Genomic DNA, 25,095 nt, shown 5'->3' with positions numbered 1-25,095 from the left:
GGAGCAAGCAATGACCACAACTTCCCAGGTGGGCCAGGCAACGCCGCCGTCAACCCGTCACACCGCGAGCACGGACTCTCCACCACTCAGGCAGATCAGGGACAAAATCGATCCCACGTTTTACTGGATGCTCATCCCCGTGCTGGCGCTGTTCGCCTTCTTCATTACGCTTCCGGCACTCGTTGGAGTGTTTTTCAGCCTGACCAACTACGCGGGCTACGGCGACTGGAAATTCATCGGCCTCACCAACTACGTCAACATCTTCAAGGACCCGGCGGTTCTGCAGTCCTATCTCTTCACGTTCTTTTTCGCACTGACCACCACCGTGGTGGTCAACGTTGTTTCCCTGGCCATCGCCCTGGGATTGAATGCCAGGATCAAATGGCGCACCGGCATCCGCACCGTGTTCTTCATTCCCATGGTGCTGTCGGCGCTCATCGTCTCGTTTGTCTTCAACTACCTGTTCTCCAACACCCTTCCGGTCCTTGCCGAGCGCTTCGGGCTGACACCGCTGGCCAGCAGCATTCTGGCAAACGAGAACCTCGCCTGGATCGCGATCGTGCTCGTGACCGTCTGGCAGGCGGCACCGGGCGCCACCATCATCTATCTGGCCGGCCTCCAAAGTGTTCCGTCCGAGGTCTACGAGGCAGCCGACCTGGATGGCGCTGGGAGCTGGCGGCAGTTCACGCACCTGACGCTGCCGCTGATCCTCGGGTACCTGGTTATTAATGTGATCCTCGGCTTCAAGGGATTCCTTGGCACATACGAAATCATCGTGGGGCTCACGGGCGGGGGCCCGGGCATGGCAACACAGTCCGTGGCCATGCGGATCTTCTCGGGCTTCACAGGAGGGGACTACTCCTACCAGATGGCCAACGCCGTCATCTACTTCCTCATCACCCTGCTCATCTCCGTCATTCAACTGCGCCTCATCCAGCGCCGGGGGGTCTCACTCTAATGACCGCATCCACAGCACTGCCCGATTCCGCTTCCGCCGCCGACGTCCAGCGTTCTGCGCGCCCGCCCGCTGTGCGCCGCTCCTCCAGAGAAGGCTTCAAGGTCAACTGGTGGCTGACGGCCCTGATGCTTGTTGCCTCACTGACCATCCTGCTGCCGCTCTACTTCACTGTTGCCATGGCCCTGAAGTCAGCGGATCAGATCGGCACCGGTACCGGCCTGGCCTGGCCCTCACCCATGAACTGGAACAACTTCGCTGAGGCCTACGTGGCCACCAACTTTCCAAAGGCCTTCCTGTCCACAGCGTTTGTTACTGTGTTCAGTGTGCTCGGTGCACTGGCATCCAGTTCGCTTGTCGCCTATGCGATAGTGCGCAACTGGCACCGGAAGTTCTTCCGCGGATCCTTCGTGTATCTGCTTTCGGCCATGTTCATACCGTTTCCCGTCATCATCCTGCCCCTCATCAAGCAGACGGCCCTGCTGGGATTGGACAACCCGGGTGGAGTGATCTTCCTGCACGTCCTGGGAGGCATATCGTTCAACACCCTGCTGTACATCGCGTTTGTCCGGTCCATCCCGGTCGAACTGGAGGAGTCAGCGCGGATGGACGGGGCCACCACGTGGCAGGTGTTCCGGAAGATCATCTTTCCGCTGCTGGCCCCGATGAACGCCACTGTGGGCATCTTCGCCTTCCTGGGTTCCTGGAATGACTTCCTGCTGCCCCAGATGATGATCGCCGATCCCGCGCTGCAGACGCTCCCCGTGGTGCAGATGCTTTTCCAAGGCGAATTCAATACCAACTACAGCCTCGCCTTCGCGTCCTACCTCATGGCCATGGCGCCCACCCTGGTGGTGTACATCCTGGCTCAACGGTGGGTACTCTCCGGAGTAATGCGCGGAGCGGTCAAGTAGCGCGGCCAAGTCCTCCAATACCAAATCAAACAAACACACCAGAAAAGGAAAATTCCCTTGTCCACCACTGCCACTCTGGCAACCCTGTCCGATTCTGACCTCGCAGCCGATCCCAACTGGTGGCGCCAGGCTTCCGTTTACCAGATCTACCCGCGCAGCTTCTCTGACTCCAATGGGGACGGCCTGGGCGACATCAGGGGCATCACCGCCAAGGTGCCTTACCTGAAACAGCTGGGAATTGACGCTGTTTGGCTGAGCCCGTTCTATCCCTCGGCGCTCGCGGACGGAGGATACGACGTCGACGATTACCGTGACGTTGACCCGAAGCTTGGCACCCTCGAAGACTTTGCCGAGATGTCAGCGGCCCTGCATGCCGCCGGCATCAAGCTGATCGCGGACATCGTCCCGAATCACTCGTCCAACCGGCATGTCTGGTTCCAGGAGGCCCTGGCGTCACCCAAGGGCTCCGCCGCACGCGACCGCTACATTTTCCGGGACGGCAAGGGCCCGGATGGCGAATTCCCGCCGTCGGACTGGGACTCTGTTTTTGGCGGTCCTGCCTGGGAACGCATTACCGAACCCGATGGCAGCCTCGGGCAGTGGTACATGCACATTTTCGCCAAAGAGCAGCCCGACCTGAACTGGGCCAACCGGGAAGTCCGCGAAGACTTCCTCAAGACGCTCCGCTTCTGGTCGGACCGGGGTGTGGACGGGTTCCGGGTGGATGTGGCCCACGCCCTCACGAAGGACCTGACCGAGCCCCTGCAGTCCAAGCTGGAAATCGGCACGGAGGACGGCACCCTGGACGGCTCGCACCCGTTCTGGGACCGGGACGAAGTCCACGAGATCTATGCGGAATGGCGAGAGGTCTTCAATGAGTACAACCCGCCCCGCACGGCCGTCGCCGAGGCGTGGGTGCACACCAGCCGCCGTCCCCGCTATGCCAGCCCCAAGGGTCTGGGCCAGGCCTTCAACTTCGACCTCCTGCAAGCCGATTTCGACGCGCAGGAGTTCCGGGACATCATCACCCGGAACCTCGATGAAGCCGCAGCCACCGGAGCATCGTCCACCTGGGTTTTCTCAAACCACGACGTCGTCCGGCATGCCACCCGTTATGGCCTGCCCAAAGCCACACGGGAGGCCCACAAGCGCGGCAAGGGCCAGGACGGCAAGGCGTGGCTCCTCGCAGGTGCACCCGAGGAGGAGCTGGACCGTGAGCTGGGCCTTCGCCGCGCCCGGGCCGCGACCCTGCTGATGCTGGCACTGCCCGGCTCCGCCTACCTTTACCAGGGCGAGGAACTCGGCCTTCAGGAAGTGTCGGAGATTCGCGACTCCGAACGCCAGGATCCGTCGTTCTTCCGCAACAAGGGGGTCGAGATCGGCCGGGACGGCTGCCGCGTGCCGTTGCCCTGGACGGCCGAGGGCCCTTCCTACGGATTCGGCGACGGCGGTGCCCACCTTCCGCAGCCGCAATGGTTCGGCGGTTACGCCGTTGACGTTCAGGAGGAGCGGGAAGCTTCTACCCTGGAGCTTTACCGCCAGGCCCTGCGCCTGCGCCGTGAGCTGCAGACCGCGGAGGAGCTGACCTGGCACGAAAGCCCCAACGGCGAAGTGTTGCACTTCACCCGTCCGGGCGGCTGGCACGTGGTGACAAACTTCGGAAAGGAGCCAGTCGAGCTTCCCACAGGGGAACTCCTCGTCAGCAGCGGCCCGCTGGAAGACGGCCGGCTGCCAGCCAACACCACGGTGTGGCTGCGCTGACTCGGAAGTAATACTTGCGGAAAAGTCCACCCCGTCCGGCAGGCCAACTCCTGGCCTGTCGGGCGGGATGCTCCCGTTTTCACCGGGACAATTGGTCATATTGTTCACAAGAGGTAGCCGAATTACTTCGCCGTAGGCCGCCCTCGCCGGATACGGTAGATGTATGACGTCTACCACCGCCGCCGAAACACTACGGCCGACTCGCAGTATCCCCGCTGAAATTGCCCGTTCCTGGCTTCTCGTCAACGCCATGAAGACGGAGCTTTTCCAGCAGTCCGCTGTCTCCCGCGCTGACGCGATCATTCTTGACATCGAAGATGCGGTCGACCCTTCCCAGAAGGATCGTGCCCGCCAGAACATCATCGAATGGCTGACAGCCGGCGGCAAGGCATGGGTCAGGATCAACGACGCCACCAGCCCGTTCTGGGCCGCAGACCTCGCCGGACTACGCGGCACCCCCGGGCTTCTGGGCGTCATGCTTGCAAAGACCGAGTCCGCAGACCAGGTCACCGAGAGCTTCCACCGCATGGACGGCAACACTCCCGTCATCCCCCTCGTGGAATCAGCAGTGGGCATTGAAGAAGCCAACAACATCGCCAAAGCCCAGGGCGCCTTCCGGCTCGCCTTCGGTTCCGGCGACTTCCGCCGCGACACCGGTATGGCAGCTACCCCCGAAGCCATGGCCTACCCGCGTGCCAAACTGGTTGTGGCCAGCCGGGTCGGTAATCTGCCGGGCCCTATCGACGGCCCCACCGTGGGAACCAACCACCCCATCCTGCGTGAGCAGACGGGCATCACCGTCATGATGGGCATGACCGGTAAGCTCTGCCTCGCCATCGACCAGACCAGCGTAATCAATGAGGTCATTAGCCCCACACCCTCGGACGTCGCATGGGCCACGGACTTCATGGCTGACTTTGAGGCCAACGGCCGGGTCATCCGGGACGGTTCCGACCTTCCGCGCCTGGGCCGGGCAGAAAAGATCATCAAGCTCGCGGTGGCCTTTGGGGTGCAGCCCGCGCTCTGACTCTCAGTACGCCCACCATTTGATCCACAGGGGACCCCGTGACCGATTCCACCTATCTGGTCCACGGGGTCTTTTGGGATGGCCCTGCAGCCGCACGGCCAGGAGCCGACGGCGGAACCCCGCACCTGCGGCTTGAGCGCCGCGGAGGCGGGTTCAGCGAGGTCCCACTAGCCTCCGGCACCCATCTTGGCTTCCGCCTGTCGGAATCCGGAAAATTCTGCCTCGGGCACCACAAGGTGCACTCAGCGTCCGAGCGCGATCATGTCTTGTGCCCCAACCAGGCTATCGCCGTGAAGGGGAACCAGTGTGAGCGCTGCTTCATGGTGGACGACTCCCGCCTCATCCACGATTTTCACCGCGGCGGGCGTGTGCCCCCGGGTCTGCGTGCCTACCTGTCCCAGCAGCATTGGCTCTACGTGGCAACGTTCGCGGATGGTGCCAGCAAGGTGGGAACGGCGTCGAACCTGCGGAAGTGGAACCGCCTGGCCGAACAGGGCGCTGTGGTTGCCAGGTATGTTGCGCGTGCCGATGACGGCCGGATCGTCAGGGTGCTGGAGGACATGGTCAGCCGGGAGGCTGGGCTGCCACAACAGATCCGGTCTGCCGCAAAAGCTGCTGCCCTGACCGAGCCTTCCCCCGCCTTTGGGCTGGATGCAAAGAACAAGGCCTTGGCAGGGGAGGTCCGCACGCTGCTCGCGGGTGCAGCCCTGGGAGGTTTCGCCGTGGTGGATGAACAGTGGATCCGTCCGTCCCAGGCCGATCCGGTCTCTGTACCAGGATCGGGGCTCCGGCACGCCTATCCGCACGATCTGAGCGAGGGCGCGCACGGGTTCCGGATCAACTCCCTCAACGGTGGCTACGCCCTGGCGTCCATCGAAGGTTCCGAAATCGAGTTCGTCGTGAGCCTGGGCCTGCTCAAGGCCCGCAGGATTGAACTGGGCAACCATCGGTTCGAAGTGCCGGCGGTTCAGGAATCCCTGTTTTGACATCCCGGTTTTGAACAGCCAGTAAACTGGCACGGTGCTGAACGAATTCTGGGCCTCGGCCTCAACCGCGTACAAAATCGTCGTCTTCAGTGCGATGGGACTGATCGCCGTCGGGATCATCCTCAATATTCTGGGCAACACCTCACAGAACCAGGGACTTTCTGCGGCGTCCCTGCCGGTGATCGGGCTGGGCCTCGTTCTGCACATTGTGGGCCTGGTGGTCCGCGGCCAACAGATCCGGAAGGGTTACAAGAGGTAGTCCGCCCGGACGATAGGCTTGAGGCCATGAGTATCAATCCGGATCTGCAGGGCCGTAGCTACCCTGCCGCAGAGGTGTACGACGTCGGCCGCGAGAAAATCCGCGAGTTTGCCCGCGCGGTCAAGGCAACGCATCCCGCCCATTTTGACCTGAACGCAGCCATCGCCCTAGGACACCGGGACCTGGTGGCACCCCCTACGTTTGCGATCATCGTCGCCCAGCGGGCCGACGCCCAGCTGATCGAGGATCCGGATTCCGGCATTGACTTCTCCCGCGTGGTCCACGCAGATCAGCGGTTCGTCCACCACCTGCCCATCGTCGCCGGTGACAGGCTTGTGGCTGAACTCCATGTGGACGGCGTCCGCTCCATGGGCGGTGGTGCCATGATCACCACCCGTTCAGAGATCTTTGCCCTGTCAGAGGGCGCTTCACGCAGGAACGTCGCCACCACCACGTCCTCGATTCTGGTTCGCGGAGAGGAACAGTAACCATGACACCTTCCTTTACAGACCTCACTATCGGCCAGGATCTTGGCAGCCGGACCATCAGCGTCACCCGGCAGGATCTGGTCAAGTACGCCGGCGCCTCCGGGGACTTCAACCCCATTCACTGGAACGAGTCATTCGCCACTGGTGTGGGCCTCCCCGGTGTCATCGCCCACGGAATGTTCACCATGGGAGCCGCCGTGCAGCTGGTCACCGACTGGGCCGGGGACCCGGCAGCGATTGTGGATTTCCAGACCCGCTTCACCAAGCCCGTCCCGGTAACCGACACCACGGGAACCGACGAGCCCGGCGCCAGCATCGAGGTCAGTGGCGCAGTCGGAGCACTCGATGAGGATGCCAAGACAGCGCGGGTGGACCTCACCGTCGTCTCCGGAGGACAAAAAGTGCTGATGAAGGCCCAGGCCGTAGTCAGGCTTGGCTGAAACAGTGGATCTTTCGATCCCCGTTAGGCTGTTGAGGTGACCCAGACGCTGCTTGCCGAACTCACCACCGCCGCCGTCGGCGGTCCCGCCGCCACCTTCGTGGAGGCCCGCACGGAAGCGGAGATCATCGACGTCGTGCGTTCCGCTGACGCCGTTGGGGAGCCGCTGCTCATCATCGGCGGCGGGTCCAATCTTCTGATTTCCGACGACGGGTTCCCCGGAACCGTCCTGAAGCTCGCCTCCGAGGGTTTCACAGTCAGCGCCGAAGACTCCTGTGGTGGCGTGGCCGTGGTGGTCCAGGCGGGGCACAACTGGGATGACCTGGTGAAGCACGCGGTGCTGCACGCCTGGTCCGGCATCGAAGCCCTTTCCGGAATCCCTGGCTCCACGGGCGCTACTCCGGTTCAAAACGTGGGTGCCTACGGTGCAGATGTCTCGCAGACCATAGCTGCCGTGCGGACGTGGGACAGGAAGCAGAACGCCGTGCGGACGTTTACGAACTCCGAGCTGAAGTTCGGCTACCGGGATTCCCTACTGAAGCAGACAACTGTAAACGGGTCCCCCCGATTTGTGGTGCTGACGGTGGAGTTTCAGTTGCCGCTGGGCCGTATGAGCGCGCCCATCCGCTATGCCGAGCTGGCCCGGTCGCTTGGCGTTGAACAGGGCAAGAGGGCGTACTCCAACGACGTGCGGCGGGAAGTGCTACGGCTCCGGGCATCCAAAGGCATGGTCCTGGATGCCGCAGACAGGGACACCTACTCGACTGGATCGTTCTTCACCAACCCGATCGTTCTTCCGGCTGTCGCGGACGGCCTGCCGCAGGACGCGCCCCGCTACCCGGCGGGCAGCGATGGTCTGGTGAAACTCTCAGCTGCCTGGCTCATCGATAAGGCCGGCTTCGCGAAGGGCTTCGGATTGGAACCGGACAGTGTTTCGGGAGGCCGGGCCGCTTTGTCCACCAAGCACACCCTGGCCATCACCAACCGCGGCTCCGCCAAGGCCTCCGATATGGCGGCCATCGCGCGTGAGGTGAGGCGCGGCGTCGTCGAACGCTTTGGCATTGAACTGCATCCGGAACCGCTGCTGATTGGCGTGGAACTGTAGGTCCGGGATCGGGCTGTATATTCCGGGTTCCGGGCTTATGGCTTATTTTCTGTCGGAGGGTGCGGCGCCGCCCTGCTGAAGAGCAGATAGGTGAACCCGGACGCCGCTGCCGCCAATCCGAAGACTTGGCAGAAGGCCACCGATTGGGGACTTGGCCCGCTTCGAAGCAGGAGTCCTGCCCCGGCGAAGGCAACGGCTCCCAGAAGGAGTACCACCGTGCCGGGCAGGAAGCTCCGCAGCGTGGAAGGGAGCTCTTCACCGGCGTCCGGAGCAGTTTCGCGGTGCGGCTGGAGCAGTACTGCCGCCGTGAAGCTGAATACGGCCAGCACGATGCCCACTGATGAGACCCGCTGCAGATTCGCCATGACCGGTGAAAGACTTGTCCCGCTGGCGACCGCAACAGCAAGTCCGGCGGCCATCCCTGCCGCGCTGGAGGCCCAGCCGAGCAGGGCGAGCCTCCGGCATAGGGGCCGCAGGAGGGGCCACAGATCACCCATGGTCATGAAATCAGCGTAGGAGTGCGGGCTGGGCACCAACTGGGAGTTGACTGTACCTTGCTCTCAACTGGCGGGGCTTGTAAGGCGCTCCCATCTGGCTGGATGCGCCTGGAGGGCTTCGCTGCGGACTGTATTCGTCCGCAGCTGGTCCTAGGATGTTGCCATGACGGCACAGGTGCAGGCCCAGGTTTCAGCGGCCGACTCAGGTTCGGCTCAGACCCGCGATTCTTCGAACGTGTCCGGGCGGCTTTCGGCCCGGGTCATGGGGCGGCTTCGTCTCTCATCCCAAGGCGTACTGGGGGAGGGCCTTGGCTCCGTGCCTGAGACGGTCCGGTGGATGACGGCACTGCAGGCCCAGGACCTGCCGGCAGCACTCTGGGCCGTAAGCCTCCGCTCTTCCGGCGCCGGGCTTGGATCGGTGCGGTCTGCCTTGGACGACGGCGGAATCGTCCGTTCCTGGCCCATGCGCGGGACTTTGCACCTGGTGGCTCCCGAGGACCTTCGCTGGATGCTCAGTATCACCACCCCGCGGATGATCCGCGCGGCCGCGACCAGGCACCGGCAACTTGAGATTTCCGAGGGGGACATCAAACTGTGCCGTGACGTTGCCTTGGAGATGCTGACAGGCGGAAAGGCCGCCACCCGGCAGGAAATGTTCGCGGCTTTCGAGGCTGCGGGTCAGGTGACCAAGGAGCAGCGCGGAGTCCATCTGCTTGGTCTGTTGTGTCAAACCGCGTCGATCGTCCCCGGTCCCTTAGCCGGAAACCAGCAGAAGTTTGCTGCGTTCGATGAGTGGATACCCGAGTCGCGGAGCCTGGAACGCGAGGAGGGCATTGCCGAGTGGGTTCTTCGTTACATGCGCAGCCACGGGCCTGCTACTGAACGTGACTTTTCCTGGTGGTCCGGCATCCCTCTTACCGAGGTCCGCAAAGGGTTGAGCTCGGTCGGGTCTGAGCTAGTGAAGCTGGTATTTGAGGGGAGCACCTACTGGATCTCACCCTCCACGGCGGAACTGCTCGACGTCGGCGTACCCGGCGAGCGTTCGGTTCAGGCACTCCCCGCCTTTGACGAGTTTCTCCTCGGCTACACGGACCGCAGCCTGGTCCTTCCCCCGGAGCACGCAGACAAGATCGTCCCCGGCGGCAACGGCGTGTTCAAGAAAATCATCGTGTCGGGAGGTGCGGTGGTAGGGACATGGGGCGTACAGGGGAGTGGTAAGGCTGCCGCCGTCGTGCCTGTAATCTTCAGCGAGGCCAAGCCCATGGGTTCTGCCGCGGCAGCAGGTTTCCGGAAGGCCGGGGAACGCTACCTGAAGTTCCTCGCCGGCTGAGGCCGCGGGAGGCTTCACCGGCCCTGCCCCCCAACCGCCCTGCCGCGCTTAAACGGCCCTGCCCCGCTCAAACGGCCCTGGGCAGCTACGGTCTTGTGGGTTAGGGCCGGTCGTAGGGCAAGGAGAAGCGCAGGAGCCAAGAGCCGGAACTGCTGACTTCTCCACATACGGCCGATGAGTGCTATCGATACAAGGACTAATGCATCCAGCCTTGAAACATGAATCCCCACAAGCTGACCACAGTCATTGACTCGCGCTGGCCAGCACATTCGGTCGCCTCCACTCACCAACTCGCTCAGGCTGAACTGGGTAATCGCGTCGCCACAAGCACCGGGATCGACGTTCGAACCCACCGCCTTCCACTGGACTCCTCGGACCTCATCACGCTGCAGACAGCGGACGGCCGGGACATCCAGGTAACCAGCATGGAGCGCACAGTGCTGGACTGCGCCAGGATCCTCCATCTCGCCGCTGCCGCCGTGATCGGGGACGATGCCTTGAGGAAAGGAGCGGATCTGGCAAGCATGAGGAAAAAGCTTGAGGAAAGTCCGGTGAAGCGGGGGAGCGTGCGAGCCGCTGCAGTGCTGGACGCGCTTGACGCCCGCTCGGAATCTTCCGGGGAAACCCGCACTCGCCTCTTGCTGCATTCCTTCGGCTTCCACTCGTTTGTTCCCCAATACGAGATTCCAACCAGCGCAGGGCTCTTTCGTGCAGACTTCGCGTACCCGGCTTCCAGAGTGGTCATCGAGTTCGACGGCAGAGCAAAGTACGGCGATTACAAGCCGGCAGACCAAGTGCTGCTGGCCGAACGGAGACGGGAGAATGCCCTTACTGAAGAAGGGTGGATATTTCTTCGCCTCGATTGGCAGCAATTGGAAGACCCGTGGGAGCTACGACGACGGGTTCAGGCTACCTTTGCCAGGGTTCAGAAATGGTCGGTTGGCTAACCCACGCAAAGACGGCCCTGCCCCGCTTGAGCGGCCCGGGAAGGGGCAGTTCAAGCGGGGCAGGGCCGTGATTGCGGTGAGCGGGGTGTTGGTGAGCGGGTGAAGCTAAGGAGTGGAACTACAGAGTGCCGGTGGCGATGTTCAGCATGCGGCGCAGCGGCTCGGCGGCACCCCAGAGGAGCTGGTCTCCCACCGTGAACGCGCTGATGTACTCCGGGCCCATCTCGAGCTTGCGGATTCGGCCCACGGGGATATCCAGCGTGCCGGATGCAGCGACAGGGGTAAGGCTCGCCATGGAGTCTTCCTTGGTGTTCGGCACCACCTTGGCCCACTCGTTGTCCGCAGCCAGGATGCTTTCGATTTCAGCAACGGAGAGGTTTTCGCGGAGTTTGAGGGTGAGAGCCTGGGAGTGCGAACGCATGGCGCCGATCCGGATGCACAGGCCGTCCATCATGATGTGGTTCTCGGCGGAAGTGCCGAGGATCTTGTTGGTCTCCACGCCCGCCTTCCACTCTTCCTTGGACTGGCCGTTGCCCAGGTCAGCATCGATCCAAGGAATCAGCGAGCCGGCCAGCGGAACACCGAACTGGGTGGCGTCGATATCCGTGCGCTGGTGGGCCAGGACCTTGCGGTCGATGTCCAGAATGGCCGACGCCGGGTCGTCCAGTTCGGTGCTGACCTCGGCATTGAGCGTGCCGAACTGGCTTAGCAGCTCGCGCATATGCCGCGCACCGCCGCCGGAGGCAGCTTGGTACGTCATGGACGTGCCCCACTCGACGAGGCCGTTCTTGAACAGGCCGCCGAGGCCCATCAGCATGCAGGACACGGTGCAGTTGCCGCCGATGAAGTCCTTGGTACCGTTCACCAGGCCCTTGTCGATGACGTCGCGGTTGATCGGGTCGAGCACGATGATCGAGTCATCGCTCATACGCAGGGTGGAGGCGGCGTCGATCCACAGGCCGTCCCAGCCGCGGCTGCGCAGCTCGGTGTGGACGCGTTTGGTGTAATCGCCGCCTTGCGCGGTGACAATAATGGGCAGCTTAGCCAGCGTGTCGACGTCGAACGCGTCCTCGAGCTTGCCTGAGCCTTCTGCGAAAGAAGGCGCGGCACCTCCTGCATTCGAGGTGGAGAAGAAGACCGGGTTGATGTTGGCGAAGTCGCCCTCGTCCTGCATGCGCTGCATGAGGACGGAACCGACCATGCCGCGCCATCCGACCAGGCCGACGGAAGGGGTAGCTGCTGTAGTCATTCGTCCAGTTTAGACTTCGGAACGCGCATGGCGCAGTCGGTTACGTCACTATGCGCGCGTCGCACGACGTCGGTACTCGCCGCATGCCCCTAGGGGTTGTTCCCTCTTCGCCAACAGCATTGGGAGCAGCACCTACGAGGTCAGGAACAACAGCCCTATCATGGCGTCCTATTCAACCGGCCGCGGCAGATTACGGTCCCTCCGCAGCTTCTCGGCCTTGCGTTCCTTAAAGTAGCTTGACCAACCGGCGAGGAGGGGAATGAGGATCAGCAGGTACATCCACCAGATCTCGCGCAGGATGTGCCACTGATCAGTGAGGGCCATCTGCAAGATTCCGTACAGCATCCCGCCAAAAGCCAGGCTGATCAGGACTGCGAGGAACAGCAAGCCCGCTGAGCTGTTAACGGGCTTAACCAGGCTGACACCATCGTCCTTGCGGACGCCGTACTCCTCAGACGTATAACCCACCAGCTCACCATTTTCGGCGCGGCGGTGGATCAGCTGTTGGTCGGAGGACCCGGACTGCTCGTAGCCTGGGTCCTGGGGGACTCCGTTACTGCGCCTGGCCACGGGAGTTCGCAATCGCTGCCAGCAGTCCGGCGTCGTCCAGGACCATGGTTTCGGCGACCTCGTCCTTGTCGAAATCCGGGATGCCGGTGGTCCAAGTATCGTTCTCACACCGAATCAGCAGGTGCTGTTCGGAGTCCAGAGTCTTGAAGACGAGGTAGGCGGAGCCGCCATGATTTTGCTGTACATGTTGCTGCACCACCCGAAGTGTAGCTTCCGCCGACGTGATGCTGGGGTCCTGGGCAAATACGAACCAGGTGCCGAGCAGCCGGGGTTGAAGCATCAGCGATACGCCGGGTGCTTCCAGGAGAGCGACGTTGTCCATGGTCTCACCCGTCAGCAGCGCGATCTCCGTCCAACGGGTCGCGCTGCCGAACGCTGTGGCTACTGCGGCTGCGACACCGGTCACTCCCAGCTGCCCGTTATCGTCAACGGTGGCCATATCTCGCGCCAGGAGCGATGATGCGCCGGCCGTGGATAGGGTGACATCGTCGACCATTTCCTCGGCGCGGAAAACACTGACGGTTCTGTTTCGCGCCGGACCTTCAAAAACGTTCAGAAGATAGGCAAACTCGCCCACGCCGAAGCCGATGACATCGACGCCGAGGCGAGGCTCTTGCTGGGTCTGGTCCTGAATGGTCATGCTTCTCTCCTAATCGCCGATCCCGAAGAACTTGCCCACGGACTTGCCAGCATCCACCAGATTGTCTTTCGTGTCGCTAACGAATTTTCCGGGATCCTGCACAGCGTTTGCTATGCCTTCGCCAATGTTCTTCCCGACGCTGCTGATGGTGTCCCAGTTTTCGTAGATGGCAACTCCAACACTGGCGACCTGACAGACAGTCCCGGCGGGCGGTGGCAGGAAACATCCAACCCCGAGGCCAGCTTTGAGGGCGCCCCCCACGCCGCCCTTGATATCGCCGTTGGCGAAGGCGTTGACCGAGTCGATAGCGCTGAAGCCAACGCCGGCCCAGCCCAGCCCGCGGGCGAGGCCACTCTTACCCAGCCATTCCAGCTTTGTACCCGCACCGATCAAGGGCTTTTCCTCCAGCAACGGAGCGAGCCTGGAAAGTCCGGGGTACTGATGCAGATTCTTCAGGGAGGCAAGGTCCGTTGCTTTATCGATGATGCCGATTCCGCGGTTTGCTTTCGAAGAGTTGCTGAGAAGGCCCTCAAGGGCTGCCGTCCCTTTTGTGGTCTGCAGCAAATGGCGGGTATCAAAAACGGGGCCTCCGAGCCGGTGCAGGCCTCTTGACAGCAACGCCTGAGCTGCCTCCGCCCGATGGTTCTTAAGTACCCAGCCGTACTGCCCTACATGCTTGGCCAGGGTAAGTGGAGCTTTGATGAACTTCTGAATCGTCAGGCCTGTCCTGAGCGCACCAACGCCGCCCATGAGCACGCCACCGAGCACTGCCGGCAGCGCCCAGCCGGAACCGCCCGAACCCGAGCTACCCAGGGGCCCGCCACCGGAACCGGGGGCGGCATCGCTCGCCTTCTCTTGCTGGTTAGCGTTCTCGAGGAGCTTTTTGGATTCTTCCTTGAGACGGTCGGCGGCTCGCTGCAGGAGAGCATGGTGATTTCCGTTCCAATTGGAGCGGAACTGGAGGGCGTCATTGCCTTTCCACGAAGTGTTGTTGTTGATCTGGCTGGTCAGCAGCGTGGATTGCTGCTGGAGGCTCTCTGAAGCCTGACCAAACTGCTGTGCGAGCGTCCGCAGCTGTGCGACGTCAGCGCCCCACAAGTTCCCAGTCATCCAAATCCCCCAAAGGTTCCGTATGGAACAGCGTGAATGCTGCCCTGCCCAACAAACTGTAGCTAACTTCAAGCCGGCTCCGCGATGGGGCCAACTCCCCATCAGCAGCGAGGTTGGCTCGCCATCAGGGCGTCCGGACGGCAATCAGGCGAGCCCAGACACCACTTACGCGCCCGGATGCTCCGAAAGCAGCAACTGTTTCCGAGCCCGGATGGCAAAGAAAGCGCCGAAGGCGAAGACCTGGGCAACAACAACCAGCACAATGATGCCGACGATTTTGTTTCCGCCCAGGATCATGGTCAGTCCCACGATCGCGGAGAGCAGCGCGAGAAGCGGCAACAGCATGTAGCCCAGCACGAACAGTGTTTCTGGTTTCTTCAGCATCTCTATGCACCCTTCCGGCGCCATACGGTGAACCGGTAGCGGGTGCCGTTGGCCGAGGTCAGCCACCCCTTTGGCGGTTCGTTGGCCGAGTTCTCCCATTCGTAACCGAGCTCCGGGGCGTAAGTGTCGCCGTCGGCCTCGGAATCGATGAAGGTGACCACGGCGACGTCGGCGATGTCGACGGACTGGGCGAAGATTTCCCCGCCGCCCAGGATCCAGACGGTACCCCCGCCGGGCACGAACTGGGACTCGAGCAGTGCGTCATCCAGGGACTTCACGACGACGGCGCCCTCCGCCTCGGGAGTGCTGCCCCAGTTTTCCTGGCGGGTTATCACGATGTTGGTCCGGCCTGGCAGCGGACGGTACTTGGCGGGGAAGGACAGCCACGTCTTGCGCCCCATGATGACCGGGTGACCTGTAGTGAGCTTCGTGAAGTGTTTCAGGTCCTCAGGAAGGTGCCAGGGCATGTCGCCGTCCTTGCCGATCACGCCGGCTGTGGTCTGTGCCCAAACCAAGCCGACGCCAGTGACATTTTCAGCCAGGTCCGCTGTAAAACCTTCCGGCGCTGCCTGGGGTGCGGAATCTTTGCTGTTCATACGGCGATCGGGGCCTTAATCGTGGGGTGGTGCTGATAGCCAACCACTTCGAAGTCGTCCAGGGTGTAGTCAAAAATGGAGGCAGGCTTGCGGTTGATCTTCAGCTGCGGATATTCATACGGTTCCCGCGCGAGCTGCTTCAGGACCTGGTCCATGTGATTCTCGTAGATGTGCACGTCGCCTCCGGTCCAGACGAATTCCCCGGGCTCCAGGCCTACCTGCTGCGCCAACATACAGGTAAGCAGGGCATAGGATGCGATGTTGAAGGGGACGCCCAGGAAGGTGTCTGCCGAACGCTGGTAGAGCTGGCAGGAGAGCTTCCCGTCAGCCACATAGAACTGGAAGAACGCATGGCACGGGGGCAACGCCATGTCCTGGAGTTCGGCAACATTCCAGGCGGAAACGATGTGCCGCCGGGAGTCGGGGTTGGCCTTCAGGTTCTCCACGAGCTCTGCGATCTGGTCGATGTGCCCGCCGTCCGGAGTGGGCCAGCTGCGCCACTGGACGCCGTAAACGGGGCCGAGTTCGCCGTCGGCATCTGCCCATTCGTTCCAGATGGTGACCCCTTGGTCCTGCATCCACTTCACGTTGGTTTCGCCGCGCAGGAACCACAGCAGCTCCACCGCCACCGACTTGAAGTGGACCCTCTTGGTGGTGATCAGGGGGAAGCTTTTGCTCAGGTCAAAGCGCATCTGGCGGCCGAATACGCTGCGCGTACCTGTGCCGGTCCGGTCTGATTTGTGGGTGCCATGTTCCAGCACGTCACGCAGGAGGTCTTCATAGGGCGTAGGAATGCTCACGGTTCCAGTCTACTGACGCTCGCCACGACGTTCTGCCAGGAGCCGGAGCAGTGTGTCGTTCGCCAGCCCGGCCTTGCGGCCCTCGGCTATGTAATGTTCGACGGCGGCTGTCACCGTCGCTGCAGTCTCACCGGAGCCGGGGGGTGCGACAGCGGCCGGGCATGATTTTGCCCGTTTGAGGAGGCGTCTTACGGAAGGCGCGAGTCAGTCGTCGAAAGGCCTGAACTTCTCCACAGCGACAATCCTGCTGCGGTCTCCGCGGGACACATGGCATACAAGGATTTCCCCCGGAGCCAAGTACGGATCTTTGGAGGGCAAGAGGGTGCGGAGGCTTGCATTCATGTGATGGCCCAGCTGCTTGAAGACGGTGGGCAGTGCCGGCCGGTGCGTGCACAACAACGTGGCCCGCTGTTTGTCCAACAGGGATTCGACGACGGCGGCCGTCTTCTGCGGACTCCGGGCATGCTTGTGCTCGGTCAGTGCCTCAATCAGCTTGACCTTTGCGTCCATGGACTTCGCGTAGGGCGCCACAGTAGCGACACATCGAAGCCACGGACTGGTGCTGATGCGCAAGGGCTTCCACGCCATCAGCAGCCGGCGGACTGCCTGGGCCTGCCTGAGCCCGGTGGCCGCCAAGGGCCGATCGCCTTCAGCTTTGCTCCAGGAGGAACGCGGCTTCGCCTTGGCATGGCGAAGGATCACCAGCGGCCACGTTTCCAGCGCATTGCCTTCGTGGGCCGCTACAAGTTCTTCCAGCGGACCCACATCACTGGGGTTGCTTAGCAGCCGGGCGGCCTTGTCCGGGGAACACCACATGACACTGTCCACTTCTTTGCCGTCGGGACGCAGCGTTGCGCCGTCGACGTCGACAGCCCAGTAGTGCACCACCTTCAGCCCCGCCGAAACGTGGTAGTGAATCGGTGGAAGCGGAATGCCCAGGGCTGCCTTGAGCCCTATCTCCTCCTCGACTTCCCTGATGGCACATTCAGGAACGGTCTCGCCGTCGTCGATCTTGCCCTTCGGCCAGGACCAATCGTCATAGCGGGGACGGTGGATGAGGAGGACTTCCAAGCCGTCCTTGGTGAGGCGCCAAGGAAGAGCTCCGGCCGCCGTAACCGCAATCGGTTCCCCGGGGTGGTCGGTTTGGTCGGCAACGGGAGTATCAAGGTCAGCAATCGAAGAATCGCTTTTCAACCCGGTGCCTATCGTCGGCTCGCCGACCGCTGGCGGGAACGCGAAGCCAGAAGCCATGACTGCACGTCCTCCAGGTGCCTGCCGTCCTCCGCCAAATGATGCCGCGTCCATTCTCCGAGGCTGTCCAAATGCCAGCTGGAGGTTCCGGGGTCCATGTATTTGCGGAGCATGTCCAGGACATAGGAGGTGTCATCGCCACTCCTGAGGCGGACCAACGCTTCCACCCTCCGGTCGAGGTTGCGGTGCATCATGTCCGCGGAACCTATGAACACCACGGGATCCCCGCCGTTGGCGAAGGCAAAGACGCGGGAGTGCTCCAGGAACCGGCCCAACACCGAGCGCACAATGATGTTTTCGCTCAGGCCTGGGATGCCGGGCCGAAGGGAGCAGATACCGCGGACGATGACGTCCACCTGCACCCCGGCCTGGGACGCCCGGTAGAGGGAGTCGATGATGGCTTCATCCACCATCGAGTTGACCTTGATCTGGACGCGCGCGGGGATCCCGGCGCGGGCATTGCGGATCTCAGTTTCGATCCTGTCAATCAGACCTGACCGCACCGAACGCGGAGCCACGAGAAGGCGCTTGAACGTAGATTTCGGGGCGTAGCCGGAGAGCTGGTTGAACAGTTTGGACAGGTCCTCGCCCACCTGCTCATTGGCGGTCAGGAGTCCCAGGTCCTCGTAGTAACGGGCGGTGCGAGGATGGTAGTTGCCGGTGCCGATGTGGCAATAGCGCCGGAGTCCGTCCACTTCCTGTCGGACCACCAGAGAGAGCTTGCAGTGTGTCTTGAGGCCCACGATGCCGTACACCACGTGCACCCCGGCCTGCTCTAGCTTGCGGGCCCACGAGATGTTGGCCTGTTCATCAAAGCGGGCCTTGATCTCCACGAGCGCCAGGACCTGCTTGCCAGCCTCGGCGGCATCGATCAGGGCATCCACGATGGGGGAGTCGCCGGACGTCCGGTACAGGGTCTGTTTGATGGCCTGAACCTTGGGGTCCGCCGCAGCCTGCTCCAGGAAGGCCTGGACCGACGTCGAGAACGAATCGTAAGGGTGGTGCAGGAGAATGTCCCGACGCCGCATGGCCGCGAAGACGTTCGCTGCCTTCGATGTCTCGGACTCGTTCAAGTACCGGGAGGTATGCGGCACGTGCTTGGGGTAGTGAAGATCGGCTCGGTCAATGCCGGCGATAACGGACATCCCCCGGAGATCGAGAGGCGCGGGAACCGAGTAAACCTCAGATTCATCCACTCCAAGTTCCCGGATGAGCAGGGCGCGGATGTTCGGGTTGATGTCAGTGGTGACCTCAAGACGGACAGGCGGGCCGAAGCGCCGGCGCAGGAGTTCCTTTTCAAGCGCCTGCAGGAGATTCTCGGCGTCGTCCTCTTCAACCTCCACGTCTTCGTTGCGCGTCACGCGGAAGGTGTGGTGCTCCAGGACCTCCATACCGGCGAACAGCTGGTCAAGGTGGACAGCGATGACCTCTTCCAGGGCGATAAAGCGCGCAACCCGGCCCGGAATGGAACCGGCGCGCGGCCCGTCGATGGAAATCAGCCGGGGCAGCTGGTCGGGCACCTTAACGCGGGCAAACAGCTCCTTGTCGCTGACCGGGTTGCGGACCACGACGGCGAGATTCAGCGAAAGCCCGGAAATGTACGGGAAGGGGTGGGCAGGATCCACGGCCAGGGGAGTCAGGATGGGGAAGACCTTCTCGGCGAACATCGCACTGAGCTGGTCCTTGGCCTGGTCATCCAGCTCGTTCCAGTGCATGAGGTGGATGTGCTCATAGGCCAACGCCGGCCGGATCTGCTCTGCGTAGACGCGCGCGTGCCGCTGCTGAAGCTCATGCGCTGCCTCGCCGATCTGTTCCAGGACCTGCACGGGGCTTAGGCCTGCCGGTGACGGAACAGCCAAGCCTGTGGCGATGCGCCGCTTCAGCCCGGCAACCCGAACCATGAAAAATTCGTCCAGATTCGAAGCAAAAATTGAGAGGAAGCCAACCCGCTCAAGGAGATGGAGATCGGGGTCCTCGGCCAGCTCCAGAACGCGTGCGTTGAAGGCCAGCCAGCTGAGTTCCCGGTCAAGGAAGCGGTCCGGGCTGATGTCACCCTCAGGTTCCAGGTTCGGAGCGAATTCCGGGATGTCGATCCGGTCTTGCGTTGCGCGGGACGCCGGCACTTCTGAGGAGCCAAAGCGTGCCCGAACCGATGGCACCGTGGCTTCAGAGGTGGTGGTCCCGCCGGATTCCGGCTGCATGGTCTCTCCTTATTGCTGGCGCGGTTTAGTTTCAACCATACAAGCATTCGATTCCGCTGAGACTCATGGTTTCCATCGCCGCTCCAGTGCGTCAGGCCTGAGGTCTAGCGGGAGGCACCGGCCCGTACATCACGTCGACGTCCCAGCGTGAAAAGCCCAGGTGGCGGTACAGCGACACTGCGGGCAGGTTGTCGGCGTCGGTATACAGCATTACGGCGTGCAGGCCCTTCTCCTGCAGGTACCTGATGCCCTCCACGGTGAGGGCCTTACCGAGTCCCATGCCTTGGGCTTCCGGCGTAACACCAACAACGTAGACCTCACCCATTGCAGGATGCTTCCCGTTCCTGGGATGGATTTTGGTCCAGTGGAAGCCGAGCAGTTTCCCTGTGGGGTCTTCGGCGAGGAGGAATCCGGCTGGATCGAACCAGTCTTCGGCCATCCGTGCCTCGAGGTCTGCCTGCGTCAAGTTGCCCTGCTCCGGGTGGTGCGCAAAGGCGGCGCGATTGGCAGCGAGCCACGCGTCTTCATCCTGGCCTGGAACAAAAGCGCGGAGGGCCACACGATCAGGCATGGGCGCTTCAGGCAATTCTGCAGTTGCGGTGGTGAGACGCATCTTCCACAGCTCCCGGACGGGCCGGTAGCCGTACCTGATGGCAAGCGCCGCCGCGGCCTCATGGTTGCCATGTGACCAAGCAGTGAGTCCAGTGAAGCCACGTTCTGATTCCAGGGTCCGAATCAACCGGTCCGCCACTCCTTGGTTGCGGTAACTCGGGTGAACGGCCACTTCCAGCACACCGGAACCGTCACCTTCCTCGATTACGACGGCGAGCCCGGCCAGGTCCTGTGCGCTGCTTGGCCGGGAGTCGTCGTCGACGGCGTACAGCGCGAGGGCGAGTACCGAATGCCCGCCCGCAACTCCTGAGCCAGCTTGGTGCGGATCGCCGGGATGCAGTGCCCCGGGGCGCAGGGTCAGGAGTGTTTGCTCGGAAAGGGGCGGATTTCCATCGGACTCCTCGGCCGCTGCTGCAAGATCCTTGAAGTCCCTGTACAGCTGAGGCTCAAGGGTGTCTTTGGCAACCAGTACCGGCCAGGTTTCAGGATGTGCGGGACTCATGAGGTAAGGCTATACGGCTTGACCGAATGCGGCTGCGGCTGTGGCTGAACCAGCGTCAAAGTCAGGATTTTGAACGAGTCATCCCCGTCGGCTATAGTCGTTACTCGTCCCGCTCGCTGAACGGGATGCGAGGGGGATCCACCACTGGGGTGGCCTCGATACGTTCGACCCGTATGTCCTCCACTGAAGTATTAGTGCAAGAAGCCCCGGACTCCTGGAGTCCGGGGCTTCTTGCATCTGGCCTTGTTCGAGGGCCTTGAATCAGGCCTCGCTGAGTTCTTCCTCCGGCAGCCGGACAAGTGTCAGACGGTAGCCAACGTTGCGCACAGTGCTGATCAGGTTCTCGTGGTCGGCACCCAACTTTGCCCGCAACCGCCGCACGTGGACGTCAACTGTGCGGGTGCCGCCGTAGTAGTCGTAGCCCCACACTTCGGTGAGCAGTTGCTGGCGGGTGAACACTCGGCCCGGATGCTGCGCGAGGTACTTGAGCAGTTCAAACTCTTTGAACGTGAGGTTCAACGGTGCACCGTTGACTCGCGCTGTATAACTGGCTTCGTCAATCACGACGCCGGCGGCCCGGATTTCAGTGGGGGCGTCCTCCTGATCGGGAACAGCCCGTGCCACCGAAAGACGGATTCTGGCCTCGACCTCCGCCGGTCCCGCCGATTCGAGGACGATGTCATCCACTGCCCAGGCGGATGAAACGGCTGCCATGCCGCCCTCCGTCAGAATCAGTACGAGGGGTGCGCTAAGGCCGGTGGCTTTCAGGAGCTGGGTTAGCGAACGGGCACCCACGAGGTCCTTGCGGGCGTCGAGCAGCACGATGTCACAGGGGTCAGTTTCCAGGAGCGCAGTGGGCTCGGCCGGAAGGATATGAACCCGGTGGTTGAGGAGTTCCAGGGCAGGCAGTATGTCCACCGATGAGCCGGCGCTGTTCGTCAGTAGCAGGATGTGTGACATTGTTCCTCCAAGGGGCTGTCCGCACATCATTGGGCGTCTGAACCGGGCTTGCACCGGCCGGTACTGTGCTTCCTGAAACAGGAGCGGTGGGTGACGCTGGTCTCACCAGCATTTCCCACCAGCCGTGTTCGCGGAAAGCGTAGCTGAACCTTGAGTATACCTAAACACCCCTTCGCGGACACTGAACCTGTGGCACCCGCGTCTAATTTGCGACATATGACGTTCAGATGAGGCAGGATTGGATGGTCGGGGACCGGCAAGTCCTTCTTCACTGGGACTCCTGAAGGTGGCCCAAGGTCACAGCGGCAAAAAGGACACAGCAGAGTTACGTGCGGAGTCGAGGATGAGCATGCCGAAATCGGGTAGGCAGTGAGCGGGGGTGGGTCATGAAGCCGTGGCAAATAGGCGTCATTGGCCTCGTGGGCCTGGCGGCAATAGTCGTAGGCGCCTACAGCTCACCTCTTGTCCTGTTGATCGCAGCCGTCGTCCTTGCTTTGGCCGTAGGGGTCGGCTGGCCTCACTTCCTGGGTATACCGGCGCGTAAAACACTCGCAGTCCTGATCGGCCTCCCTGGCGCCGGGTCAGCGGTGGCTGCCACCTATGTACCCGCTCCTGCCTTCCTGGATTGGACACCAGCCTTCATCGCAGCCGGTGTCGTGGCCGTGTTTGTCATGCAGCTCATCCGGGGGACCGGACAGGCCCAGCGACTGGAGTCCATCCTGGGATCCTGCGCCGGCGTGCTCCTCGCGTGCCTGGGTGCGGGCTGGATCGCGGCCTCCCGGTTCAATGGAGTTCGCGAAATGCTTCTCGTGGCCGCGATCAGTGCGGCCGTGGCCCTGCTGACCGGCCTTCTTCGCTGGCCTGACCGTGTTGTTGCGCCCCTTGGAATCGTCCTGGCCGGATTGGCCGGTCCGTTGGCCGGGCTCATCTTCTCCGACATCGCCGTTGTTCCTGCCGCCCTGGTGGGTGTCGTCATCGGCTCGGTACTGGTCAGCTTCCGGCGGCTGGTTATACTCCGCGGGGAGGCTTTGAACGTTGCTGCGGCCATCAGCGTAGCCATCGCCCCGGTTTTGGCTGTGGGTTCCTTGGCCTACTTCATAGACAAAATACTCATCTACTAACGCGTTAGGATGGCATCATGTCCGTACTTGCATTTGAAATTTTCTTCCTCGTCCTGCTCGGCATTGCCGGCCTGGCAATGGCCTGGTTCGCCGGCTTCGTGGTTTACCGGCTCTTCAAAGGCCAGAAGTAACCACGCCTCGCGTCCAATAATCCAGACCGTTTCCAGAGGTAGTAGCTGTGCCGATTGAGATTCCCACAGACCTGACCCCCGAACTCGTCCCGCTGTCCTGGCTCATAGGTGAGTGGGAAGGCCGCGGCCGGCTCGGCTCCGGTGACGAGGGTTCGGAGCATTTCCTCCAGCACGTCTCATTCACCCATAACGGACTGCCCTACCTGCAGTACCGGGCGGAAAGCTGGCTCGTCGACGACGACGGCGTAAAGCTCCGGCCCCTGACTGTGGAAACCGGCTTCTGGGCGCTGGAACGCAAACAACATGACGAAGACGGCGGCCCCGGACTCGTCCCCGCGGACATCGTTCCCGTACTCAAGAGTGCCGACGAGGTTGAAGCCCTCCGCAACAAAGACGGCGGCTTCGATATTTCAGTCTCCATCTCTCATCCGGGCGGTATCTCTGAGCTTTACTACGGCCAGATCAAGGGCCCGCAGATTCAGCTCAGCACGGACATGGTCATGCGGGGCAGCCACTCAAAGGACTACAGCGCCGCTACCAGGATCTTTGGTCTTGTAGAGGGCAATCTCCTGTGGCGCTGGGACGTTGCAACGGGCGGGTCTTCGTCCACCGGAAGCGGCCTCGAGGCCCACGCTTCCGCCATCCTGAAAAAAGTCAGCTAGTTCCACCGTCCCCACGGAATACAGCAGGCGTCAAAGGACTTCTAGTACATATGACTATTAAGAGCCCCCTGTTGTCGCGCCCCGGTGCAGTTGAAGCCGGAGGCGCCGATGCCGGCGTCGCCTCCCACTACGGGGAGCCGCTGCGGGAGCAACGGGCTCTTGCCGCAGGGACCGCCGTCGTCGATCTTTCACACCGCGGTGTGGTGACAGTGACGGGTCCTGACCGCCTCAGCTGGCTTAATACACTGTCCTCGCAGCAGGTCACCGATCTCCGTCCCGCCCAATCAAGCGAACTGCTGTTGCTGAGCGTGCAGGGCCGGATCGAGTTTGATGCGCGGGTAGTGGACGACGGCGCCACCACCTGGCTGATCGTCGAAGCCCACGAGGCCCCGCCACTGGCCGAGTGGCTTAACCGAATGAAGTTCATGCTCCGCGTAGAGATTGCTGATGTTTCCGCAGACTGGGCCGTGGTGGGCTCCACGCGCAAGGTTGAGGAGTGGTCCGGGCGGATCGTCTGGGAGGACCCTTGGCCGCACATTGGCGCCGGCGGCTACTCGTATTCCGTGGTGGGGGAAGAGGCCCACCCTGGCCTGGAACGACCCTGGTTTGAATACCTCATCCCGGCAGCGGAGCTGGAATCGTCCGTCGGTGACAGGCCGCTCGCAGGCGTTTGGGCTTCTGAGGCTTTGAGGATCGCTGCCTGGCGCCCCCGGCTGGGCGCCGAGACCGACGATAAAACCATTCCCCACGAACTGGACCTCCTGCGGACTGCGGTGCATCTCGCCAAGGGGTGCTACAAGGGCCAGGAGACCGTGGCGCGTGTGCACAACCTCGGCCATCCGCCGCGTCGTCTTGTTTTCCTCCAGCTCGACGGGTCCCAGCACACGGTGCCCGCCGTCGGGAGTCCCGTACTCCTGGGGGAGCGCAAAGTGGGAACGGTGACTTCAGCCATCCAGCATTATGAAATGGGCCCCATTGCCCTCGCGGTGATCAAAAGGTCGGTCTCGCCGGATGAGGTGCTGACCGTCATGGATGGCGACGAACCGTATACGGCTGCCCAGGAAGTCATCGTGGCTCCCGACGCCGGCCAGGTGGTAGGCCGGCAGACCGGTTTTCTGAAGGGAACCAGATGAGCGATTATCGCGGAGAAGATTCAAGCGCAGCCGACGAGCCCGGTCCCGACGAGGAGACGCTGGCTCTGGCCCACACGCTGTTCGAAGCGGCGCGCCAGGGTGAATCCGACATGTTGCGGAGCTACCTCAATGCCGGGGCCCCGGCAACACTCACCAACGCAGCGGGAGACTCATTGTTGATGCTCGCCGCCTATCACGGCCATGCGGAGACCGTTCAGCTCCTCCTGCACCACGGAGCCGATGCCAACGCTTCCAATGACCGGGGCCAGACACCTTTGGCGGGGGCCGCCTTCAAGGGGTACACAGACGTGGCCCGTGTGCTTGTGGACGCGGGGGCTGATCCTGATGCCGGCACACCCAGCGCACGGGCGGCCGCCCAGATGTTCGCGCGCTCGGAGATTCTGGCCCTGCTGGAGTAGATTCCGCGGCACGAGATGACACATAACGGCAGTGTTTGCGGAGAAC

The 25,095-nt window shown here is 62.4% G+C and carries 27 protein-coding genes; 15 read left to right on the top strand and 12 right to left on the bottom strand.

Annotation, left to right across the window (positions count from 1 at the left end; all coding sequences use genetic code 11):
* The first annotated feature begins 10 nt into the window (after positions 1–10).
* The 9 genes from M1D88_RS15575 to M1D88_RS15535 all read left to right on the top strand — a co-directional run bounded on the left by M1D88_RS15575 (position 11) and on the right by M1D88_RS15535 (position 7,934).
* On the top strand, positions 11–958 hold the full coding sequence (locus M1D88_RS15575; protein WP_458111656.1) for a carbohydrate ABC transporter permease: 948 nt from the start codon (positions 11–13) through the stop codon (positions 956–958).
* Positions 958–1,869, top strand: coding sequence for a carbohydrate ABC transporter permease (locus M1D88_RS15570; protein WP_458111655.1), 912 nt, complete (start codon positions 958–960; stop codon positions 1,867–1,869). Before M1D88_RS15575 ends, M1D88_RS15570 begins: the two co-directional genes overlap by 1 nt.
* Before the next feature lie 57 nt (positions 1,870–1,926).
* On the top strand, positions 1,927–3,630 hold the full coding sequence (locus M1D88_RS15565) for a glycoside hydrolase family 13 protein (protein ID WP_458111654.1): 1,704 nt from the start codon (positions 1,927–1,929) through the stop codon (positions 3,628–3,630).
* 163 nt (positions 3,631–3,793) lie between these two features.
* Complete coding sequence (locus M1D88_RS15560) at positions 3,794–4,657, top strand: HpcH/HpaI aldolase/citrate lyase family protein (RefSeq protein WP_458111653.1); 864 nt, start codon at positions 3,794–3,796, stop codon at positions 4,655–4,657.
* Positions 4,658–4,695: 38 nt separating this feature from the next.
* Positions 4,696–5,643 carry a DUF2797 domain-containing protein gene (locus M1D88_RS15555; RefSeq protein ID WP_458111652.1) on the top strand — a complete coding sequence of 316 codons (948 nt, stop codon included), beginning with the start codon at positions 4,696–4,698 and terminating at the stop codon, positions 5,641–5,643.
* 34 nt (positions 5,644–5,677) lie between these two features.
* The gene (locus tag M1D88_RS15550) at positions 5,678–5,902 is read left to right on the top strand and encodes a DUF3188 domain-containing protein (RefSeq protein WP_458111651.1); all 225 of its coding nucleotides are present in this window, start codon (positions 5,678–5,680) and stop codon (positions 5,900–5,902) included.
* Between the two features lie 26 nt (positions 5,903–5,928).
* On the top strand, positions 5,929–6,390 hold the full coding sequence (locus M1D88_RS15545) for an FAS1-like dehydratase domain-containing protein (RefSeq protein WP_458111650.1): 462 nt from the start codon (positions 5,929–5,931) through the stop codon (positions 6,388–6,390).
* A 2-nt stretch (positions 6,391–6,392) separates the two neighbouring features.
* On the top strand, positions 6,393–6,830 hold the full coding sequence (locus M1D88_RS15540) for a MaoC family dehydratase (RefSeq protein ID WP_247041918.1): 438 nt from the start codon (positions 6,393–6,395) through the stop codon (positions 6,828–6,830).
* A 36-nt stretch (positions 6,831–6,866) separates the two neighbouring features.
* Positions 6,867–7,934, top strand: coding sequence for a UDP-N-acetylmuramate dehydrogenase (locus M1D88_RS15535; RefSeq protein ID WP_458111649.1), 1,068 nt, complete (start codon positions 6,867–6,869; stop codon positions 7,932–7,934).
* A 35-nt stretch (positions 7,935–7,969) separates the two neighbouring features.
* Here the strand turns inward: M1D88_RS15535 and M1D88_RS15530 are convergent, their stop codons facing one another.
* Positions 7,970–8,437, bottom strand: a complete 468-nt coding sequence (locus M1D88_RS15530; protein WP_458111648.1) for a hypothetical protein — start codon at positions 8,435–8,437, stop codon at positions 7,970–7,972.
* Between the two features lie 256 nt (positions 8,438–8,693).
* Between M1D88_RS15530 and M1D88_RS15525 the strand changes: the two genes are divergently transcribed.
* Both M1D88_RS15525 and M1D88_RS15520 read left to right on the top strand, forming a co-directional pair.
* Positions 8,694–9,761, top strand: a complete 1,068-nt coding sequence (locus M1D88_RS15525; protein ID WP_458114546.1) for a winged helix DNA-binding domain-containing protein — start codon at positions 8,694–8,696, stop codon at positions 9,759–9,761.
* 218 nt (positions 9,762–9,979) lie between these two features.
* On the top strand, positions 9,980–10,708 hold the full coding sequence (locus tag M1D88_RS15520) for a hypothetical protein (RefSeq protein WP_458111647.1): 729 nt from the start codon (positions 9,980–9,982) through the stop codon (positions 10,706–10,708).
* 118 nt (positions 10,709–10,826) lie between these two features.
* Here M1D88_RS15520 and asd read toward each other — a convergent pair whose 3' ends face one another.
* From asd to M1D88_RS15465, 11 genes are all read right to left on the bottom strand, one after another.
* Positions 10,827–11,957, bottom strand: a complete 1,131-nt coding sequence (asd, locus tag M1D88_RS15515) for an aspartate-semialdehyde dehydrogenase (RefSeq protein ID WP_458111646.1) — start codon at positions 11,955–11,957, stop codon at positions 10,827–10,829.
* A gap of 168 nt (positions 11,958–12,125) precedes the next feature.
* Positions 12,126–12,527: a hypothetical protein gene (locus M1D88_RS15510; RefSeq protein ID WP_458111645.1), complete on the bottom strand. Its 402-nt coding sequence runs from the start codon at positions 12,525–12,527 to the stop codon at positions 12,126–12,128.
* Positions 12,511–13,167 carry a hypothetical protein gene (locus M1D88_RS15505; RefSeq protein ID WP_458111644.1) on the bottom strand — a complete coding sequence of 219 codons (657 nt, stop codon included), beginning with the start codon at positions 13,165–13,167 and terminating at the stop codon, positions 12,511–12,513. The genes M1D88_RS15510 and M1D88_RS15505 overlap by 17 nt, the downstream gene beginning before the upstream one ends.
* A 9-nt stretch (positions 13,168–13,176) precedes the next feature.
* Complete coding sequence (locus M1D88_RS15500; protein WP_458111643.1) at positions 13,177–14,277, bottom strand: WXG100 family type VII secretion target; 1,101 nt, start codon at positions 14,275–14,277, stop codon at positions 13,177–13,179.
* A 165-nt stretch (positions 14,278–14,442) separates the two neighbouring features.
* A complete protein-coding gene (locus tag M1D88_RS15495) occupies positions 14,443–14,661 on the bottom strand; it encodes an NF038396 family protein (protein WP_458111642.1) in 219 nt (72 codons plus the stop codon).
* A gap of 2 nt (positions 14,662–14,663) precedes the next feature.
* A complete protein-coding gene (locus M1D88_RS15490; protein ID WP_458111641.1) occupies positions 14,664–15,257 on the bottom strand; it encodes a dihydrofolate reductase in 594 nt (197 codons plus the stop codon).
* Positions 15,254–16,057, bottom strand: a complete 804-nt coding sequence (locus M1D88_RS15485) for a thymidylate synthase (RefSeq protein WP_458111640.1) — start codon at positions 16,055–16,057, stop codon at positions 15,254–15,256. The genes M1D88_RS15490 and M1D88_RS15485 overlap by 4 nt, the downstream gene beginning before the upstream one ends.
* 204 nt (positions 16,058–16,261) lie before the next feature.
* Positions 16,262–17,251 carry an NUDIX hydrolase gene (locus M1D88_RS15480; RefSeq protein ID WP_458111639.1) on the bottom strand — a complete coding sequence of 330 codons (990 nt, stop codon included), beginning with the start codon at positions 17,249–17,251 and terminating at the stop codon, positions 16,262–16,264.
* Positions 17,252–17,259: 8 nt separating this feature from the next.
* Entirely contained in the window at positions 17,260–19,509 is a 2,250-nt protein-coding gene (locus M1D88_RS15475) for an RNA degradosome polyphosphate kinase (protein ID WP_458111638.1), read from the bottom strand.
* A gap of 91 nt (positions 19,510–19,600) precedes the next feature.
* A complete protein-coding gene (gene mshD / locus M1D88_RS15470; protein ID WP_458111637.1) occupies positions 19,601–20,623 on the bottom strand; it encodes a mycothiol synthase in 1,023 nt (340 codons plus the stop codon).
* Between the two features lie 261 nt (positions 20,624–20,884).
* Positions 20,885–21,583, bottom strand: a complete 699-nt coding sequence (locus tag M1D88_RS15465) for a winged helix-turn-helix transcriptional regulator (protein WP_309108148.1) — start codon at positions 21,581–21,583, stop codon at positions 20,885–20,887.
* A 386-nt stretch (positions 21,584–21,969) separates the two neighbouring features.
* Between M1D88_RS15465 and M1D88_RS15460 the strand changes: the two genes are divergently transcribed.
* The 4 genes from M1D88_RS15460 (at position 21,970) to M1D88_RS15445 (ending at position 25,049) form a co-directional block, all read left to right on the top strand.
* Entirely contained in the window at positions 21,970–22,704 is a 735-nt protein-coding gene (locus M1D88_RS15460) for a permease (protein ID WP_458111636.1), read from the top strand.
* 178 nt (positions 22,705–22,882) lie between these two features.
* Positions 22,883–23,497, top strand: a complete 615-nt coding sequence (locus tag M1D88_RS15455) for a nitrobindin family protein (protein WP_247041898.1) — start codon at positions 22,883–22,885, stop codon at positions 23,495–23,497.
* A gap of 50 nt (positions 23,498–23,547) precedes the next feature.
* Complete coding sequence (ygfZ, locus tag M1D88_RS15450; RefSeq protein ID WP_458111635.1) at positions 23,548–24,630, top strand: CAF17-like 4Fe-4S cluster assembly/insertion protein YgfZ; 1,083 nt, start codon at positions 23,548–23,550, stop codon at positions 24,628–24,630.
* Positions 24,627–25,049 (top strand): ankyrin repeat domain-containing protein, encoded by a 423-nt coding sequence (locus M1D88_RS15445; RefSeq protein WP_458111634.1) that lies wholly within the window; start codon positions 24,627–24,629, stop codon positions 25,047–25,049. Before ygfZ ends, M1D88_RS15445 begins: the two co-directional genes overlap by 4 nt.
* Positions 25,050–25,095 lie beyond the last annotated feature (46 nt).

This window comes from Arthrobacter sp. R1-13 (genome assembly GCF_054161475.1).
The sequence above is the reverse complement of the archived record's forward strand: the minus strand, read 5'-3'. Positions and strand labels throughout refer to the sequence as shown.

What these genes read in the sequence shown, in the direction of transcription:
- M1D88_RS15520 (WP_458111647.1), top strand. Translation starts at nt 9,980, where the DNA reads ATGAATCCCCACAAGCTGACCACAGTCATTGACTCGCGCTGGCCAGCA.
- M1D88_RS15460 (WP_458111636.1), top strand. Translation starts at nt 21,970, where the DNA reads ATGAAGCCGTGGCAAATAGGCGTCATTGGCCTCGTGGGCCTGGCGGCA.
- M1D88_RS15475 (WP_458111638.1), bottom strand. Translation starts at nt 19,509, where the DNA reads ATGCAGCCGGAATCCGGCGGGACCACCACCTCTGAAGCCACGGTGCCA.
- M1D88_RS15575 (WP_458111656.1), top strand. Translation starts at nt 11, where the DNA reads ATGACCACAACTTCCCAGGTGGGCCAGGCAACGCCGCCGTCAACCCGT.
- M1D88_RS15495 (WP_458111642.1), bottom strand. Translation starts at nt 14,661, where the DNA reads ATGCTGAAGAAACCAGAAACACTGTTCGTGCTGGGCTACATGCTGTTG.
- mshD (WP_458111637.1), bottom strand. Translation starts at nt 20,623, where the DNA reads ATGAGTCCCGCACATCCTGAAACCTGGCCGGTACTGGTTGCCAAAGAC.
- M1D88_RS15540 (WP_247041918.1), top strand. Translation starts at nt 6,393, where the DNA reads ATGACACCTTCCTTTACAGACCTCACTATCGGCCAGGATCTTGGCAGC.
- M1D88_RS15530 (WP_458111648.1), bottom strand. Translation starts at nt 8,437, where the DNA reads ATGACCATGGGTGATCTGTGGCCCCTCCTGCGGCCCCTATGCCGGAGG.
- M1D88_RS15560 (WP_458111653.1), top strand. Translation starts at nt 3,794, where the DNA reads ATGACGTCTACCACCGCCGCCGAAACACTACGGCCGACTCGCAGTATC.
- M1D88_RS15570 (WP_458111655.1), top strand. Translation starts at nt 958, where the DNA reads ATGACCGCATCCACAGCACTGCCCGATTCCGCTTCCGCCGCCGACGTC.
- M1D88_RS15505 (WP_458111644.1), bottom strand. Translation starts at nt 13,167, where the DNA reads ATGACCATTCAGGACCAGACCCAGCAAGAGCCTCGCCTCGGCGTCGAT.
- M1D88_RS15490 (WP_458111641.1), bottom strand. Translation starts at nt 15,257, where the DNA reads ATGAACAGCAAAGATTCCGCACCCCAGGCAGCGCCGGAAGGTTTTACA.
- asd (WP_458111646.1), bottom strand. Translation starts at nt 11,957, where the DNA reads ATGACTACAGCAGCTACCCCTTCCGTCGGCCTGGTCGGATGGCGCGGC.
- ygfZ (WP_458111635.1), top strand. Translation starts at nt 23,548, where the DNA reads ATGACTATTAAGAGCCCCCTGTTGTCGCGCCCCGGTGCAGTTGAAGCC.
- M1D88_RS15500 (WP_458111643.1), bottom strand. Translation starts at nt 14,277, where the DNA reads ATGACTGGGAACTTGTGGGGCGCTGACGTCGCACAGCTGCGGACGCTC.
- M1D88_RS15545 (WP_458111650.1), top strand. Translation starts at nt 5,929, where the DNA reads ATGAGTATCAATCCGGATCTGCAGGGCCGTAGCTACCCTGCCGCAGAG.
- M1D88_RS15525 (WP_458114546.1), top strand. Translation starts at nt 8,694, where the DNA reads ATGGGGCGGCTTCGTCTCTCATCCCAAGGCGTACTGGGGGAGGGCCTT.
- M1D88_RS15465 (WP_309108148.1), bottom strand. Translation starts at nt 21,583, where the DNA reads ATGTCACACATCCTGCTACTGACGAACAGCGCCGGCTCATCGGTGGAC.
- M1D88_RS15445 (WP_458111634.1), top strand. Translation starts at nt 24,627, where the DNA reads ATGAGCGATTATCGCGGAGAAGATTCAAGCGCAGCCGACGAGCCCGGT.